Raw genomic sequence first — 17,896 nt, forward strand, 5'->3', positions numbered from 1 at the left:
CAGCCGACTCATGACCTATCCCTCCATCCGCGACTGGCTCTTTTCGGTCAAGACCTTCGCCGCGTCGATGCTGGCGCTCTATATCGCGCTCAAATTTCAGCTTCCGCGCCCCTACTGGGCGATGGCCAGCGTGTACATCGTCTCGAACCCGTTCGTGGGCGCCACGCGCTCGAAGGCGCTTTACCGCGCGCTCGGCACCGCGCTCGGCGCGGCCGCCGCCATCGCGCTCGTGCCGCCCTTCGTCGAAACGCCGCTGCTCTTCAGCGCGATCGTCGCGACCTGGACGGGCACGCTGCTCTATCTGGCGATCTCCGACCGCACCGCGCGCAGTTACGTGTTCATGCTCGCGGGCTATACGATGCCGCTCATCGCGCTGCCCACCGTGACCGATCCCACGACCGTGTTCGACGTGGCGATCGCGCGCACGCAGGAAATCACGGTCGGCATCATTTGCGCGAGCGTGGTGGGCAGCACCATCCTGCCTAGCCGCCTCGCGCCCACGCTCATCGAGCGCGCCGACGCCTGGTTCCGCGATGCCGCCTGGTACGGCAGCGAAACGCTCTCGGGCCATATTGCGGGCAAGGCGCTTTCGGCCTGCCGTCAACGTCTCGCCGCCACGGTCAACCAGCTCGAATTCCTGCTGAGCCAGTTGAGCTACGATCACACGCACCCCGAAATCCTCGAGCGCGCCGAGTCGCTGCGCGGGCGCATGCAGCTCTTCCTCCCGATGATCTCCGCGCTCGCCGACCCGCTCGTCGCGCTGCGGCGCGATCTGCACGTGTGGCCGGAGGGCCTCGACAGCCTGCTCGCCGACGCCGCGCGCTGGTTCGGCGAACCCCTGCCCACGCGCGCCGCAGAAATGCACGACGACGCGGGCGACCCGGGCGCGGAGAATCTGCGCCAGCGCATCGCGACGCTGCAGCCCGCGCGCGACGCGCTCTCGAGCTGGGAAGGCGCGCTGCTCTCCAACGCGCTCTGGCGCCTCGGCCAGGTGGTCGACGTGTGGCAGGACTGCCGCGCGCTGCGCGCGCTCATCGCCCACGAAGCGAAAATCGGCACGTGGCGGCCGCGCTATCGGCACTGGCGCCTTGGCGGCACGGAACGCTTCTACGATCGCGGCCTCATGTTGTTCTCGTGCCTCGTGCCGATGAGCGCGATTCTCGTGGCCTGCTGGCTTTGGGTCAGCTCGGGCTGGCACGACGGCGCGGGCGCGGTGACGCTCGCGGCCGTGGCCTGCTGCTTTTTCGCGGCATCCGACGAGCCCGCGCCGCTGGTGTTCCGCTTTTTTCTCGCCACCGCGGCGAGCGTGGTATTCGCCGGCCTCTATCTGTTCGTCGCGCTGCCCAAGGTGCACGATTTCGCGATGCTCGTGCTGCTGTTCGCAGGCCCGTTCATCCTGATCGGCACGCTCATTCCGCGCCCGGCCTTCAACATGGTGACGATGCTCGTGGCCGTGAACACGGCCACCTTCATCAGCGTGCAGAGTGCTTACGAGTCGGACTTCTTTGTTTTCCTGAACAGCAATATCGCCGGCGTGGCGGGCCTCCTGTTCGCCTATTTGTGGACGCGCGTCACGCGTCCGTTCGGCGCCGAACTCGCGGCGCGGCGCCTGTTGCGCTCGAGCTGGAGCGACGTCGCGCTCTCGGCATCGCCCGCGCCTATCGCGGACCAGCGCAATCTCACCTCGCGCATGGTCGATCGTCTCATGCAACTCATTCCGCGTCTCGCGGCCTCCGACGAGCACCGCCATCCGTCGATCGAGAGCTTTCGCGATTTGCGTATCGCGCTCAATTCGCTCGATTTGCGGCGCTCGCGCCGCAAGCTCGACGGCGACGTGCCCGATGCGATCGACCGCGTGCTCGCGGGCGTAAGCGATCACTATGCGCGCTGCGCGCGTGCGAGCGAGCGCCAGGACGCCCCGTCCGCGCTGCTCTCCAGCATCGACGACGCCATGCGCCGCGTCGCGGCCCGCGCGCGCGCGCAGCTGCCGCCCGCCACCCTTGCCGACGCCGATGCCCAGCCCGCACCGCGCGCGCTCGTCTCGCAGCGCTGGCTGCGCGACACGCTGCACGCACTGGTGGGCCTGCGCATCGCGCTCTATCCGGCGCTCGCGGCGCAATCGCCATCCAACCCGGAGGCCACGGCATGAGCGCGCATTCCTCTTATCTTTTTTCGAAACCCGCATCATGATCGGCGAAATCGATATCTTTGGCGTGTTCGTGCCCGCCGTGCTCGTGCTGATGCTGATCGCGTACCTCATCAATGTCGTGATCGGCAAGGTGCTCACGCGCGTCGGCTTTTACCGGCTCGTATGGCATCGTTCCATTTTCGATCTCGGCATCTATGTCTTCGTGCTGGCTGCCGTCATCATCGTGTCGCATCGCTTCGTGAATTAACGTGAACGTGAAAAAAACCTGGTTCTCCGCAGGACAGATCCTGCTGACGCTCATCGTCGTCGTGGTCGCCGCCCTCGTGCTGTGGCGCATCGTCAACTACTACATGTTCTCGCCGTGGACGCGCGACGGCCGCGTGCGCGCCGACGTGATCCAGGTCGCGCCCGACGTAGGCGGCCTCATCACCCGCGTCGACGTCGCCGACAACCAGCAGGTCAAGCAGGGCCAGGTGCTGTTCGTGATCGACCAGGCGCGCTACGCGCTCGCGCTGCGCCTCGCCGAGGCCACGCTCGAGCAGCGCAAGGCCACGCTCGCCCAGGCGAAGCGCGAGTACGCGCGCAATCTCGCGCTCGGCAATCTCGTGGCGGCGGAAACGCTGGAGGAAAGCCGCACGCGCGTCGATCAGGGCGAAGCCGCGGCCGCCGACGCCCAGGTCCAGGTCGACACCGCCAGGCTCAACCTTCAGCGCACCACGATCGTGAGCCCCGTGGACGGCTATTTGAACGACCGCGCGCCGCGTGTTGGCGAGTACGTCACGGCAGGCCGCGCCGTGGTCGCCGTCGTGGACATGCATTCGTTCCGCGTGGATGGCTACTTCGAGGAAACGCGCCTGCACGGCATTCAAATCGGCCAACCCGTGGAGATCACGGTGATGGGCGAGACGCGAGCGCTGCGCGGCCATGTGCAAAGCATCGTCGCAGCGATCGAGGACCGCGACCGCCAGGCGGCGCCGAACCTGCTGCCCAACGTGAATCCGGCGTTCAGCTGGGTGCGCCTCGCGCAGCGCATTCCGGTGCGCGTGGCGCTCGACGAAGTGCCCGCCGATTTCCGCATGATCGCGGGCCGCACGGCCACCGTGGCCGTGCGCACCGAAGCGAACAACGACCGCCAGGCCTCGCACGCGAACCATGCCAGCGGCGCCGTCGCCTCGCAGCCCGCAACGGGTGCGAGCGCCCCTGCCGCGTCGCAGGCTGCCGGAGCTTCGCAATGACACGCCGCAGTCTCCGGCGCCGCCGCTTTTGCTCCAACGCCTGGCCCAACCTCGCGCTCGCGCCGCTCGCGCTCGCGCTGGGCGCGTGCATCACGCTCGGCCCCAACTACCACGTGCCGCAGGAAGCCGTGGTCAATGCCCCGCTCGCGCAAGGCCCGATCGAAGGCGCGGACCATGCGCCCGTCTCGCAACTGGGCGTGCCCGCCAACTGGTGGCAGCTTTACGACGACCCCACGCTCAACGAACTGGTGCAGGAAGCGCTGAAGTCGAACACGGACCTGCGGGTGGCGGCTGCAAACCTTGCGCGCTCGCGGGCGGCGGTCGACGTGGCCAACGCGCAGGGCGGCTTCTCGGGCAACGCGCATGCGGGCGCCGAGCGCGCGCAGGTGTCGGGCGAGCAGTACCTCCTGTTCGAAAAGGTGCCTGTCGCGACACTGGGAGACATCGGCGTCAACATCTCGTATGAATTCGACCTGTTCGGCAAGCTGCGGCGCGGCGTGGAAGCCGCGCGCGCCGACGACGCGGCCGTGGAAGCCGCGGCCGATCTCGCGCGCATCACCGTGGTCGCCAACGTGGCGCAGGCTTATGTCGAATCGTGCTCGGCCGCCGAGGAACTGGAGATCGCGCAGGAATCGCTCAAGCTGCAGAAAGAGCGCGTGGCGCTCACGAAACGCCTGCGCGACGCGGGGCGCGGCAACCAGCCCGACGTGACGCGCGGGCAGACCCAGGCCAACACGATCGCCGCCGACATCCCGCGCTTCGAGGGACGCCGCCGCGTGGCCCAGTATCAGCTCGCGATGCTGCTCGCACGCGCGCCCAGGGACCTGCCGCCCGCCGCGCTCGCGTGCAACCGCCTGCCCCGGCTCAGGCAGCCGATTCCCGTCGGCGACGGCGCCGCGCTCCTCAAGCGCCGCCCCGACGTGCGCGAGGCCGAACGCCAGCTCGCGGCATCGACGGCGCGCATTGGTGTGGCGATCGCCGAGATGTACCCCGACGTCACGTTCGGCGCGGGCGTGGGCACGATCGGTCTGACCAGCGATCTGTTCACCCCCGCGACCAATGCCTGGTCGTTCGGACCCCTGATCAGCTGGACCTTCCCGGTCAACGGCCAGCGCGACCGCGTGCGCGCCGCAGAGGCCGCGACGGGCGGCGCGCTCGCGCATTTCGACGGCGTGGTGCTCAACGCACTGCGCGAAACGCAGTCGAGCCTCGCGACCTATGCCGCCGACGACCAGCGCGCCGATGCGCTGCGCACGGCCTACACGTCCGCGCAGCAGTCCGCGGACGAAACGCATCGTCTCTACGCTGCGGGCCGCGAAGCGTTCCTCTCCGACCTCGACGCCACTCGCACGCTGACCAGCGTGCACGCCCAGGTCGCCGCGGCCGAAGGCCAGGTCGCGCTCGACCAGGTACGGTTGTTCCTCGCGCTCGGCGGCGGCTGGGAAGGCAATCGGCAAACGCTGCAGCAACAGGGGGCGCAGGGAGGCCAGCCGGCACCGGCGGCAGCCGCAGCGACTGCGCCGGCGCATTGAGCTCGCCCCTGCTTCAGCGCGCCGCGCCGCCTTGCGCGGCGTCGGCGCGCATCGACTTCTGCGGCTTCGCAACCGCGCCGCGTACCTCGAAGCGCACGGTATCGGTCACCTGCCCTCGCGCATCGACGAGTTCGAGCGTGTGCTTGCCGGGCCAGGGCAGCCACGCGACGCGCGCGGCGCCGCCCAACGCCTTGCCGTCCAGGCGCCAGTTCACGCGCGCATTCGAGCCCGTCGCACGTTCGAACCACACGCGCTGGCGCGGCGCGGGAATGTCGGGATCGAGCGCGAAAATGGTGCCGTCGACGGGGCTGCCAATCTGCGCGGGTCCACGCGCGAGGTCGGCGGCGTTCGACGCCAGGCCCACTAGCGGCGTGGACGTGCCCGCGATGAACCACTCGTTGCGGGAAGGCTCCACGGCATCGGCGAACTGCACGCGCACGTGCTCGACGCCAGGTGGCGCGGCAGGCGCGACGCTCGGCACGCGCCGATGCAGATAGCCGACGATGGCGGCCCACACCGGCGCCGCCCCGGTCACGCCCGACACGTCCCACATGGGCGAGCCGTCCGCGTTGCCGACCCACACGCCCACCGTATAGCGCGACGTGAAGCCCACGGTCCAGTTGTCGCGCATGTCCTTGCTCGTGCCCGTCTTGACCGCGGAAAACATGCGTGTATCCAGCGGACTGTCGAAATCGAAGGTACGCGTGCGCGCATTGTTGTCGGCGAGGACGTCGGTGACGATGAACGCGGACGCGCGGCTGAATACGCGCTTCAACGCGACCTTTTGTGCGGGCTGCGCCGGCGCAGGCAATTCGGCGATCGGGCTCACGACGCCGCCGTTGGCGAGCGCCCGATACGCGTTCGTGAGCGTGACGAGGCTCACGTCCGCGCTGCCCAGCGCGAGACTGAAGCCGTAGTAATCGCCCGCCTGCGTGAGCGGCAGGCCGAGTGCCGTGAGCGTCTTCGCGAATCGATGCGGCGTCACCATCACGAGCGTGCGCACGGCCGGTACGTTCAGCGACGAGCCGAGCGCGGTGCGCACGCTCACCCAGCCCTTGAAGCCCTTGTCGTAGTTCTGCGGCATGTAGAGGCCGCCGCCCGCCGCGAGATCGAGCGGGGCGTCGTCGAGCAGCGAAGCGGTCGTCACGCGGCGCTCGTCGATGGCCTCGGCGTAGAGAAAAGGCTTGAGCGTCGAGCCCGCCTGGCGCAGCGCGAGCGCCGCGTCGACCTCGCGTGCCTTCGACAGGCCTCCTGACGATCCGACCCACGCGAGCACTTCGCCCGTTGCGTTATCGAGCACGACGGCCGCGCCGTCCTGCACGTTGCGCGGATGCGCGCGCGCATTGAGTTCGATGAGCGTGCGCGTGAGCGTGTCGCGCGCGTAGCGTTGCAGGTTGGCGTCGAGCGTCGAGCGCACGCGCATGCCGGGCGCGGGGTGCACGGCGTTCGCGATCTGGCGCGCGAAGTGCGGCGCAAGCTGCGGCGAGTCTTCGCTGCGCCCGTCGAACGAGAGATCGGCGGCGGCGATGGCCGGGCGCGCGAAGGCCATCTGCACGAAGGCATCGAGATTCGGGCAGCCGCCATCGACGTTCGCTGCGCGCATGTCGCGCAAGATGCGGCACGCTCGCGCGGCGACCTTCATGTAAGGCGCATTGGGCGCACGGATCAGCGCGGCGGCGACGGCCGATTCGCGTTCGTCGAGCCCCGATGGCATCTTGCCGAACAGCATCTGCGAAAGCGCGGCAAGACCCACGGTCTCGCCGCGGAACGGCACCAGGTTCAAATACGCCTCGAGAATCTGATCCTTGCGCCAGGTGCGTTCGAGCCGCAGCGCATCCACGGCTTGCACGGCTTTTTGCGCGAGCGAGCGCTGGCCCGAGTGCTTCGTGTCGTCGTCGAGCAGACCCGTGAGCTGCATCGTGACCGTGGATGCCCCGCGCGTGCGAGTACTCCACAGGTTCGCCCAGGCGGCGGCCGTGGCGCCGCGCCAATCCACGCCGCTGTGCTCGTAGAATCGTTTGTCCTCCGAAACGACGATCGCCTCGCGCAGCGCCGGTGACACGTCGGCGAGCGCGACCCAGTCGCCGCGTCTCGCGGTACGCTCCACGCGCGTGCGCTGCAGCGGCGTGCCGTCGCGCGCGAGCAGCACCCAGTCGGAGCTTTGCCACTGGCCGCGCACGTCATCGAAGGCCGGCAGCGCGAACGCGGGCCGCGGCAGCAGCACGAAGCACAGCGCGGCAACGCCGAGTGCCGCCGCTGCGCGATGCCGTAGCGCGTATGGGCCGCTCATGGCGCCGCCTGCACGACCATCGGCGCATTCGGCGCGACGCCGAACGTGGCCGGCGCGTAGAGCGCCTCCACGCGCGTGGGCGGCAACCCGAACGTGCCGACGTTGTTGAGACGCACCGTGTATTCCACCGAGACCTTGCCCTTCGGCAGAAACTCATAGTAGGCACGGTATCCGTCGAAGCCACGCTCGATGAATGCGGGCCAGGGACCGTTCTCGTCCTGCTTCTCGCCCTGTGTGGCCACGGCCGAATCGCGCCCGAGCCCGGAGCCGAGGATCGTCGCGCCCGCAGGAATCGGGTCGTTCACGGCGACCCAGGTCATGTCGGTCTGTGCGTCGATGTCGAGGCGTATGCGTACGACATCGCCGCGCGTGTACACGCCCTTTACCGCGGCATCCACCGGCGTGATCGTCTTCGTGATGCGATAGCCCGCCGCGAACGGCGCGCGCAACGCGACCGCAGCGAGGCTTTCCACCGTGGCCCACGGCTTGCCGGTTCCCTCCTGCGTCAACGTGAGCGGCGCGGCCGTGCCCTGCTTGGGCCATGCGAGCAGCATGCTGCGCGCGGGCGCGTTGCGTGTCGCCGCCGTGGCGGCACTGGCACTCGATAGCGCTTGCCCCGCCGCTTGCGCTGCCGACTGCGACGCCGCTTGCGACGCCGATGGTGCCGCAGCGTTCCAGTCGACGATGCGAGACATATCGCCAAGCCGGATTCTCGTCGCGCCCGTCACCGGCTCGTGCTCGAACATGCGCGAAAAGCGCTCGACCGCAAGCGAGCCATACGCGTTCGCCGTCGTCGTGCTCCACGCGCCGTTGCGTTGCAGTGCGAGCAGGCCCGCCACGAGCCGCGGCATTTCCTCCTTCCACGCGGGGTTGTCGACAAAGGCCAGCGCGAGGCGCGCGGCGTTGACCTCCGTGCCCGTCATGAGCCACCACAAATCGTCTTCGGCGGCTGTCGAGAACGTCAGCTGCGTGCCCTGCCACGCAAGACGCGCGCGCAGGATCTGTTCGAGCTGCGCCAATTTATCCGCGCGATCCGGCACATCGCGCATGCGCGCGAGACTTTCCGCATAGTCGATCACGGCCGAGGTGGGCCACTGATTCGGCGCGATCTCGATCGAGCCGAACTGGCGTGCGTTCGCCGCGCCGTAGCGCGACAGCGCGTCGATGGCGGCGAGCTTGCGCAGATCGAGATCGCGGCGCGGCGCCCACGAATGGCGCTCGATGCGGCCTTCCACGAAACCCGTGAGGCCTTCCACCATCTTGCTGCGCAAGGCGTCGGGAAGCGCGAAGCGCGGGTCGAGCTTCGACGCTTCGTCGCTCACCGTGAGCAGGTACGCGGTGAGCGCGGTGCTGCCACGGCTCGCACTGTCGTCTGCGGGCGGGAAGTAGTTCGCGAGGCCGTCGCGGTCCAGATACACCGGCAGGCGCGCGAGTTCCGCCTGCCAGCGCGCGGGGTCCCGCAGGCCGATCGCGATCGACGTCTGCTGCTCGAGGCAGGAATACGGATAGCGCGTGAACCAGCGGCGCACGCCGGGCAGGCCGTCCGCGAGCTTCGGCTGCAGCGACACCGCAATGCCGCCGCGCACCGTGCCCGCACGCGTCACGCTCGCGCTGGCCGGCGGCGCGACGGGAATGGAAAGTGTGCCGTCCACCTGCGCGAGCGTGGCCTGCTGCACCGTCACGGGGATTGCCGCGCGCACCTGCTGCGCGAGCTTCACCGCGTCCGCCGCATGCGCGCCGCCCTGCTCCGCCGCGCTCACGTTCCACGCGAGCGCGGGGCGCTCCGCTTCGGCGAGATCGTCGGGAACCGCGACTGTCCACGTAATCTCACGCGACGAATTGGGCGCGAGGTCCACGGTCTGCGCGGCAAGCGCGAGCGGCGGCACGTTCGGCGTGACCCGCACTTTCATCGCGCGCGCGGTCGTATTGCGCAGCGTGAACTGCGCGCGGAAGGTGTCGCCCTCGCGTACCTGCGGCGGCAGGCCCGGGATCAGCTGGAGGTCCTGCGTGCTCTCGATGGTCGCGCTGCCCGTGCCGAAGCGCGCCATCCCGCTCGCCGCAATCGCGACAATGCGAAAACGCGTGATCGAGTCGTTCAGCGGCACGCTCACTTGCGCCTCGCCCTTCGCATCGAGTGTGACGCGCGGGTTCCAGTAGAGCAGCGTGTCGAAGAGCTCCCGCGTCGCGCCACGGCCGCCGCCACCGCCTGCCGGGACGGCCTTGCGCCCGAAGTGGCGACGCCCGACGATCTCCATTTGCGCAGTGGCCGTTTCCACGCCGTACGCGCGTTGCTGCAGCATGGCGTCGAGCAGATCCCAGCTGCGGTTGGGCATGAGTTCGAGCAGCGCTTCATCCACGGCCGCCACGGCGATCTGCGTACCCGCCGGTACCGGCTGCCCGCCCGGAAGCTGCACGCGCAACTGGACGTGCGACGTGGCGCGTACCGCGTAGCGTTTCGCGTCCGGCGTCACGCTCACCGCGAGGCGGTGCGCCGCGTCGCCCACGCGGATTTGCGCGAGCCCGTAACGGAACGCCGGCTTCGAAAGATCGACGAGCGGCGTGGGCGCCTCGTACTGGCGCCCCTCGTACCAGAACGCACGCGCCCATTCGAGCGGCGCTTTCCACCCCCACGTGAAGAACGAATACCACGGCACTTCGTGAATGCGTCCACGCAGCGCGAGCACCGAAACGTAGACGTTGGGGCCCCAGGTCTCGTTCACCTTCAACTCGACGGTTGGATCGCGCCCGTCGAGTTGCACCACGTGCGTTTCGATGATGCCCTCGCGCTCCACGGCCACGAGCGCCGTCGCAAAGCGAAACGGCATACGCACCTGGAAGCGCGCGGTCTCGCCGGGTTCGTAGCTCGTCTTCTCGGGCAACACGTCGATGCGGTCGGTGTTCTCGCTGCCGAACCAGAGTTCGTCCTCGCGCGTGACCCATACCGAGGTCGTTGCCGTGGAAGTATGGCCGTCGCCGTCGCGCGCCATAGCCACGAGCTGTATGTTGCCCGCCTCCTTGAGCTTCGCGTCGCACGTGAGCAGGCCGTGGTCGTCGCTCGTGCCGCTGCACAGCGTGCCGAGATCGCGCGTTTGCGTGTGGTTGTCGTAGGCATAGAAGCCGCCCACCATGCGCTTGCGCGAAGTCGTCGTGATCTTCGCCACGCCGCGCACTTCGAGCTTCACGCCCGCGTGCGGCTTGCCCTGCAGGTCGAGCGCGAGCGCGCTGACCGGTACCGTCCTGCCCACGGAGACCCAATGGCCCGACTTGATGCCCGCCACCACGGCAGCAGGCCAGAGCGTGGCCGCGCCGCTGATGGTCTGCACTTCGCCGTTCGGGTCCGCGAAGGTCGCTTCGAGCGCGAGGCGCTTCGGCGCATCCACGGCCGGCAGGTTCTTCAGCACGAGCGTGCCCGCACCGTTGCGGTCGAGCGTGAGCGGCGCCTTGTCGGCCACGAGCTTCGCGACCTCGTTGTCCTCCCGTGGGCCGCTGTCCTCGTCCCCGGACGTGTTGTCGGCCTCGCTCGCGCTCACATACGGCGCGAAACTGAAATCGCTGTACGTGCTGGCGAACGACGGCGTCGTTTCCTTCACGAGCGCCGATACCTGCACGGGCAGATTCGAAGCCGCGCCGCCCGACACATAATCGATCTGCACCGCCACGCTCGCCTGCGTGGCGGCGACGAGCGGCGACGTTTTCTCGTTCTGCACGGCGATCGTGCCCTTGAGCACCGGCAAGCGGAATGCTTCCACGCGGAAGCTGCCGCTGTCGTAGCTCATGTGAACCACATCTGCGCTGTCGTCCGCTTCGTCATTGCCGTCGCTCGCCGTGCTCGCGTTCGCGTCGCCGTCGTCGAGCGAGACGTCGTATTCGCCGAGCTTCGCTTCGGGCGGCAGCACGAAGGTCGAGTCCGCCGTATGGTCTGCGGCCCACTTGAGCGGCAGATGCCAGGTCTGGCCGCTGCCGGCATGGCGTATCGTCACGCGCGTGGGGTACTGCTGCACGAGCGCGAAACCATGCATCGTCTGGGCGCGGATGAAGTGTTTCATCGACACCGTCTCGCCCGCGCGCAGCAGCGTGCGGTCGAACACGGTATGTGCGCGCACCGTGGGCTGCAGGCTCGTGTCGGTCGGCACGTTGAAGCGCCACGACTCGATACCGCGATTCCAGTCCGATTGCACGAAGGCCATGTCGGGACCTGCTTTCGGGTCGTCGATGCGCGCCGAGACGAACAGCCCGTTGAAGCTGTTTTCGCCGCAGTCTCGACGATTCGCAAGCGGCCCGTCTATCGTCAGGAGTCCATGGGAATCCGTCTTCCCCGTGGCGAGCGTCTCGCCATTGCAGTCCGATACGTGCACGTCGGCGCCCGCTACAGGCTCGCCCTTGTCGAGCGAGGTGACCCACACCACGCTGTTCTCGCGGCCCTGCTTGAAGTGCACGCCCAGATTGGTGACGAGCACGGTCGTGCGCACGTACATGGGCGCCGGCTTGCCGAGCAGCGAGGCGCCAAGTGTTGGCGAGGCGAGTTCGATCACGTAGAAACCCGGCTTCGGCACGGGAATGCCCACTACTTCGAACGGCCGCAGCGCCTTTGGATCGGCTTTGGGCAGCGTGAGCGTTTGCACGCCGGGCTGGCCGCCGAGCAGCGAGAGCGAGCGCACGTCGATGACGCGTTCCTTCGCGGCCTCATCCCCCTCCCCCGTCGTGCGCGGAATCACCACGGGCGGCTTCGCGCGCGCGAGCAGCCCCGGCATCAGCTTGTCGATCGACGTTTCGCTCATGCCGAACGTGTCGAACTGCTCGACGAGGCGCATCCAGCGGCGCATGTCGGTATCGGACTGCACCGCGAGCTTCGCGAACTTCGCCTCGCCCGCATTGAGCCCCTGCACGTGCAGGTCGGCTTCGACGTTGCGCAGCGTGACCGGCACGAGCGGCGGCGTACCCGGCTCCGCATAGCGTTCGATGATGCCGAAGGTCGAGGACGGGAATTTCGCGAGCGGCGGCATCGGCGCGGTCGCCGTATGCAGCGGGAACAGATCGGCGTTCGCGAGCGCTCGCCCGCTTACGTCCTTGAGGCCGGCGGGTGCGGTGATCGTGAGCGTCGCGCGCTCGGGCAAGGGCGCGGAGAACGAGATCGAGCTGACCTCGTCGTTCTTGTCATCTGGGCGGAAAGTCGGCGCGACTTCCCCCTTGGGCCCTTGCAGACGGAACTTCTGCGCGTCGGCCCGCGCAATCGGCGCGCTCAGATCAATGCACACTGGCCGCAGCGGCGTGCATGGCGCCTTCGCATTCTCGCGCTCGCAACTCATGCTCGCGGTGAACGGCTCGCGCACCGTGAAATCGAAGCGTCGCTCCACATCGTTGGGCGTGCCGTTCGGCCCGAGCACGCCCCGTCCGTACACGAGCTGCATCTTCGCGCTGGAGGGCAGCGTTTGCTGGCAGGTGAGCGTGAGCACGCTCGCGCTGTCCTTTTCGAGCCGGAAATGCCTGAGCAGCGCCGCGCGCACGGACGCATCGACAGGCTGCACCGGAATGCGGTTGCCGAGTCCGCCAGACTCGCACCACACGTGCTCGCGCACGGAAGCCGGCGTGGCGGGACCATTGAGCTTCAGCACGAATGCCTGGTTTTCCTCAATTTCGCCGCCATAAGGGTGCACGCTCAGCGGGAACGGGCCGCCCGTGGAGAACGCGAAGCGGCGCGGGCCCGTCACTGCGCTGCCCGCCTGCGATTTGAGCCCGTCGACAAGCGTGACGCTGCATTGCACGTCGGGCGGCAGATCGGCGGCGAAATCATACGCCCACGTTTTGCCGTCGATCCACCGGCCCTGACCCGCGCCGGCAGCCGCGTTGCTGCATTGCAGGCGCGCGGGGTCCTTCGCGTCGGGCGCGCCGAACGCCACCATGGCCTCGTCGAACTTCACCACCACCTGGCGCACCTGCGCCACGGTCCCCTGCGGCGACACGCTCACCGCGCGCGCGGCATAGGCGCGCCACGCCCACGCCATGCATAAGCCCAGCACCAGGGCAAGCGCCAACGTCCACCACCCGCCAGCTTTTCGTGTTATTCGTTGCATCGACCGGTCCTCGTTTGCGCGCGCCGCGTGGCCATTACCGGGCGGCGTGCGGTGAATGGTACAGGGCGCCGCGCGCTCGCGCGCCAGGAATGGCCGGCCACGCGCTCACGCGTGCGGCTCGCGCCGAGTGCGAACGCCCGCGCGCAGCATGACGCGAATCGGGAACGCGCGATATCGGAAATCGCTGAATTTGCGAACGGGCTGGGACGAGGCGTGATACGAGGAGGGAACCGCGCAGAAGATGCTAGCCGGACTCGCGGGCGCGAGCCGATGAGAGACAACGGAAAGGCGTAGTGAAGGTGCGCCGAACGACTGCCGCGCCTCGCGGCTGGCCATGGGCCGCAAGCGGCCACTGGCCAGCCGCTCCCAGTCCATCGGACTACATGGCTTCGCGATACCGCGCCGCGGGCTGGGACTGTCCGAAGTTCGCGAACATGGCGGCGCGTGCGGCTTCGTAATCGTCCCACTGCTGTGCGTCGGGCAGCGGCGGGATCGTCACCGTCTCGCGCCGGTCGAAGCCCACGAGCGCCGCATCGACGAGATCGTCCACTTCCATCACGGCCGGCAATGCATTCACGTCCTTGCCCGAGCGCGCCCAGATTTCGGTGCGCGTGGCGCCGGGCACGACGGCCTGCACGTACACGCCCTTGCCGCCGAGTTCCAGATTCAGCGACTGCGAGAAATACAGCACGAACGCCTTCGTCGCGCCGTACACGCTCGAACGAAACTCGGGTGCGAGGCCGATGACGGAACCGATATTGACGATCGCCCCCTTGCCTTCGCGCGCAAACCGCGGCGCGACCGCGGCGGCGAGGCGCGCGAGCGCCGTGACGTTCAGACCGATGAGGCCGGCGACGGCGTCCGGGCCCTGCTCGACGAACGTGCCCGGCAGGCTCGCACCCGCGTTATTGATGAGCACACCGATGCGTGTGTCGTCGGCGAGTCTCGCCTCCAGAGGCGCAAGGTCGGCGTGCGAAGCCAGATCGGCTCGAACGACTTCCACGTTCACGCCGTCGCGCTCGCGCAGGCGCGCAGCGAGCGCTTCCATGCGGGCGCGATCGCGCGCCACCAGCACGAGGTCATGGCCTCGCCTGGCGAAACGGTCGGCGTAGACGGCGCCGATGCCCGTGGACGCGCCGGTGATCAGGACAACAGATTTATCAGACATCGAAACTTCTCCTTGGAATTCCGTTTACATGATAATCGTCATGTAAACTGAATCATGATGATCATCATGTATAATGTCAAGCATCGAACGATGGAAAGCGGAGAGGACAATGAGGGTCAGTCGCGAACAGGTGGAAGTGAATCGTCAGCGGATCCTGCAAGCCGCCGGCCGGCTGTTTCGCGAGCACGGCTACGATGCGGTGACCGTCGCGGACGTGATGAGCGCTGCTGGTCTGACGCACGGCGGCTTCTACGGCTATTTCAAGTCGAAGGACGAGTTGATTGCGCAAACGCTCGCCCACGTCGTTGCACAGGGCGAAGGCGGCGATTCCGATCTGGCGCGCTATGCCTCGCGCTACCTCAGCGCCGCGCATCGCAACAATGTGGCGGACGGGTGTCCAACGGCGGCGCTCGCCGCCGAAACCGCGCGGCAAACGCCCGAAGCCCGCGCCGTCATGGCAGCCGGTCTGGCGCGTCAGATCGAGCGCCTGAGCGGGGGCATGAACGGCGTCGGCGCCGCAGCGGCGCGCCAGGCGGCGATTGGCAGCTGGGCCGCGATGGTGGGTGCGGTCGTGCTTGCGCGGCTGTGCGACGACCCCGCGCTATCGGACGAGATCCTCGAGTCCACGCGCAGGTGGATTGGCGAGCGTGCCGCGCCGCGGGACTGAAACTGAACGTGGGCGTTTTGGGTGCTATCTACGCAGACGGCAAATGAATCAGCCCGCGATGCGCCTTCGCGCAGTCGCGGGCCGATATTCATCATGCGGCATGAATCGGCTTCGTGCCGCCGTAAACCTCAATGTGCGTTATAGATCGGCGGCGAATAGCTGCTTACCGCGCCATCGGTACGCCAACCGCTTTGCGACGAGCCGCTCGTGGCCGGGCCATAACCGGTTGCCTGCGCAACGGGCGCACCGCCTTGCGCATTCACGCGGGCCTGGGCTTGCTGCAGATCGGCGGGATAATAAAGGTCGTTCGCCGAAGGACGATAACCCGCGGCTTCGAGCTGCACCAGCTCGCTGCGCACCTGGGCATGCGTTACAGGACCATTGCTGCCTTGCGACTGTGCAAACGAAATGGCCGGCGCTGCAAGCACGGCAGCGATCGCAACGGCCTTGATGAGCGTTCTCATGACTAACCTCCAGTAACTTGATCGAATCGGCGCAGCGGCTTGTCTGCATCCGTTGAGTAGAAGTCTAGGAACGTTGGCCTTGCGAATAAATGCTGCAAAAGCGAATTGACTATTCCCGCAACGCAGCTAATCGGCTTTCATTGCTTCAATGCATAAGCTTCTATGCGGATGGAATATGGAACAGATGGGCAACGCATTGTGCCACTCTGATGCATGATAGGGGCTCTTCCGAATCTTCCGGGTTTTCGATAAGGGGGCAGCAATGGCGACGTGGCAACCGGACCCGACCTTCTACCCGTCTGCACGCATGGCAGGCGAAGCCCCGCCGGAGACACTGGCCTACGTGGCCAGCTTCGACCCCACGCGCAGCGTGCCCGATTCGCTCGACGTGGTCGATCTGGACCCCCGCTCGCCGGAATTCGGGCGCATCGTGCACCGGCTGGCCATGCCCAACGTCGGCGACGAGCTCCACCATTTCGGCTGGAATGCCTGCAGTTCGTGCCTGTGTCCCAACGCCCCGCATGCGCATACCGAGCGACGCTATCTCATCGTTCCCGGACTGCGCTCCTCACGCATTCATATTGTCGACACAAAACCAGACGCGCGCCGCCCGCATATCGCGCGCGTGCACGAGCCCGAGAGCGTCGCGCGGCGCGCGGGCTATACGCGCCCGCACACCGTGCATTGCGGGCCGGATGGCATTTATGTGACGTCGCTTGCGAACGCACAGGGCGAGGCGCCCGGCGGCGTCTTCCTGATGGACCACGAGAGTTTCGATATTCTCGGCCAGTGGGAAATCGACCGTGGCCCGCAACAACTCGCCTACGACGGCTGGTGGCACCTCGGCTACGACACGTTCGTGACGAGCGAGTGGGGGCTGCCCGCGACCTTCGAGAACGGCCTCGTGCCCGAGGTCCTGCTCGGCGGCCAGTATGGCCATCGCCTGCACTTCTGGGATCTGCACACGCGCCGGCACAAGCAGGTGCTCGACTTCGGCGCGGAAAACCAGCTCGTGTTCGAACTGCGCCCCGCGCACAACCCCACGCGCCCCTACGGTTTCGTGAACTCCGTGATCAGCCTGAAGGACCTCTCGGCCTCGATCTGGCAGTGGTATCTCGACGGCGGCCAGTGGGCCGCACGCAAGATCATCGAAATTCCGGCCGAGCCGGCCGATCCCGAGCATCTGCCGCCCGTGCTCAAGGGATTCGCGGCCGTGCCGCCGCTCGTCACCGATATCGCGCTCTCGCTCGACGACCGCTATCTCTACGCGGCGTGCTGGGGAACGGGCGATTTGCGCCAGTACGATGTGTCGGACCCCGAACATGCGCGCCTGACGGGTTGCGTGCGCATCGGCGGTATCGCTGCGCGCGCCGCGCATCCCTTCGCGCCTGAGCGCGCGCTCAACGGCGGCCCGCAAATGGTGGAAGTGAGCCGCGACGGCCGGCGTGTTTATTTCAGCAACTCGCTTTATGGTGCAATCGACGCGCAGTTCTACCCCGAAGGCATCGACGGCTGGATGGTGAAACTCGACGCCGCGCCCGAAGGTGGCCTCGCATTCGACGAGCGCTTCTTCGTCGAATGGCCGAAGTCGCACCGGCCGCACCAGATCCGGCTCGAAGGCGGCGATGGCTCGTCCGATTCGTACTGCTACCCATAAGCGCGGAGCATGACATGGAGGAAGTCTTCGCCGCACACTGGGGTGCCTGGGCAGCCGTGGTGGGCAGCGGCGTCTTTCACGGCGTGAATCCGGCGATGGGCTGGCTCTTCGCGACCGCGCTCGGCTTGCAGCGCGGGAGCCGCACGGCGCTGCTGCTCGCCTTGCCGCCCATCGCGCTCGGTCACGCCGCCTCCATTCTGCTGTTCACGAGTTCCACCGCGGCGCTGGGCACGCATCTGCCGGGCGCTGCGCTGCACGCTAGCCTGGGCGCGCTCCTGATCGCGTGGGCCGCGTGGCAGTACGCGTATGGCCACCGGCACCGCGTGCGCGTGGGGATGACCGTGGGCTTTGCCGGGCTCGCGGCGTGGTCTGCCTTGATGGCCACCTTGCACGGCGCGGGACTCATGCTGATGCCCGCCATGCTGCCGCTGTGCGGTGGAGCAGGCGGCGCAGCGGGCCTTGCGAACCCGCTCGCGCTTTCGTTTGCGTTCACCGCACTGCATACCGTCACCATGCTCGCCACCACGGCCATCATCGCGCTGCTCGCCTACGAATATCTCGGTCTTGGCGTGCTGCGGCGAGGCTGGATCAACTTCGACTGGCTCTGGCGCGGGGCGCTCGTGGCGACCGGGACATTGATGATCGCAACGGCGTGAGCCGCCA

11 protein-coding genes are annotated in these 17,896 nt (G+C 67.8%); 7 read left to right on the forward strand and 4 right to left on the reverse strand.

The window, feature by feature from the left end; all coding sequences use genetic code 11:
- Positions 1 to 10 precede the first annotated feature (10 nt).
- From BHE01S_RS06840 to BHE01S_RS06855, 4 genes are read left to right on the forward strand one after another with little or no spacing between them, the layout of a single operon-like run.
- Positions 11 to 2,149, forward strand: coding sequence for an FUSC family protein (locus tag BHE01S_RS06840; protein WP_042261897.1), 2,139 nt, complete (start codon positions 11 to 13; stop codon positions 2,147 to 2,149).
- 37 nt (positions 2,150 to 2,186) lie between these two features.
- Entirely contained in the window at positions 2,187 to 2,396 is a 210-nt protein-coding gene (locus BHE01S_RS06845) for a DUF1656 domain-containing protein (protein ID WP_027818583.1), read from the forward strand.
- Between the two features lie 7 nt (positions 2,397 to 2,403).
- The gene (locus BHE01S_RS06850) at positions 2,404 to 3,384 is read left to right on the forward strand and encodes an efflux RND transporter periplasmic adaptor subunit (RefSeq protein WP_042262151.1); all 981 of its coding nucleotides are present in this window, start codon (positions 2,404 to 2,406) and stop codon (positions 3,382 to 3,384) included.
- Entirely contained in the window at positions 3,381 to 4,916 is a 1,536-nt protein-coding gene (locus BHE01S_RS06855; protein ID WP_042261900.1) for an efflux transporter outer membrane subunit, read from the forward strand. The genes BHE01S_RS06850 and BHE01S_RS06855 overlap by 4 nt, the downstream gene beginning before the upstream one ends.
- Before the next feature lie 13 nt (positions 4,917 to 4,929).
- On the opposite strand, the gene pbpC is transcribed toward BHE01S_RS06855, so the two are convergent.
- From pbpC to BHE01S_RS06870, 3 genes are all read right to left on the reverse strand, one after another.
- Complete coding sequence (pbpC, locus tag BHE01S_RS06860; protein ID WP_042261902.1) at positions 4,930 to 7,206, reverse strand: penicillin-binding protein 1C; 2,277 nt, start codon at positions 7,204 to 7,206, stop codon at positions 4,930 to 4,932.
- Positions 7,203 to 13,277 (reverse strand): alpha-2-macroglobulin family protein, encoded by a 6,075-nt coding sequence (locus BHE01S_RS06865; protein WP_042261903.1) that lies wholly within the window; start codon positions 13,275 to 13,277, stop codon positions 7,203 to 7,205. The genes pbpC and BHE01S_RS06865 overlap by 4 nt, the downstream gene beginning before the upstream one ends.
- Positions 13,278 to 13,656: 379 nt before the next feature.
- Positions 13,657 to 14,445 carry an SDR family NAD(P)-dependent oxidoreductase gene (locus tag BHE01S_RS06870; RefSeq protein ID WP_042261905.1) on the reverse strand — a complete coding sequence of 263 codons (789 nt, stop codon included), beginning with the start codon at positions 14,443 to 14,445 and terminating at the stop codon, positions 13,657 to 13,659.
- A gap of 109 nt (positions 14,446 to 14,554) precedes the next feature.
- Between BHE01S_RS06870 and BHE01S_RS06875 the strand changes: the two genes are divergently transcribed.
- Entirely contained in the window at positions 14,555 to 15,112 is a 558-nt protein-coding gene (locus BHE01S_RS06875; RefSeq protein WP_042261906.1) for a TetR/AcrR family transcriptional regulator, read from the forward strand.
- A 128-nt stretch (positions 15,113 to 15,240) separates the two neighbouring features.
- On the opposite strand, the gene BHE01S_RS06880 is transcribed toward BHE01S_RS06875, so the two are convergent.
- Entirely contained in the window at positions 15,241 to 15,576 is a 336-nt protein-coding gene (locus tag BHE01S_RS06880) for a DUF4148 domain-containing protein (RefSeq protein ID WP_042261907.1), read from the reverse strand.
- Between the two features lie 262 nt (positions 15,577 to 15,838).
- Here BHE01S_RS06880 and BHE01S_RS06885 point away from each other — a divergent pair, with 262 nt between their 5' ends.
- A complete protein-coding gene (locus tag BHE01S_RS06885) occupies positions 15,839 to 17,233 on the forward strand; it encodes a selenium-binding protein SBP56-related protein (protein WP_042261909.1) in 1,395 nt (464 codons plus the stop codon).
- Between the two features lie 14 nt (positions 17,234 to 17,247).
- A complete protein-coding gene (locus BHE01S_RS06890) occupies positions 17,248 to 17,889 on the forward strand; it encodes a hypothetical protein (RefSeq protein WP_042261911.1) in 642 nt (213 codons plus the stop codon).
- Positions 17,890 to 17,896 lie beyond the last annotated feature (7 nt).

Source organism: Paraburkholderia heleia NBRC 101817 (assembly GCF_000739775.1).
Lineage (GTDB): Bacteria > Pseudomonadota > Gammaproteobacteria > Burkholderiales > Burkholderiaceae > Paraburkholderia > Paraburkholderia heleia.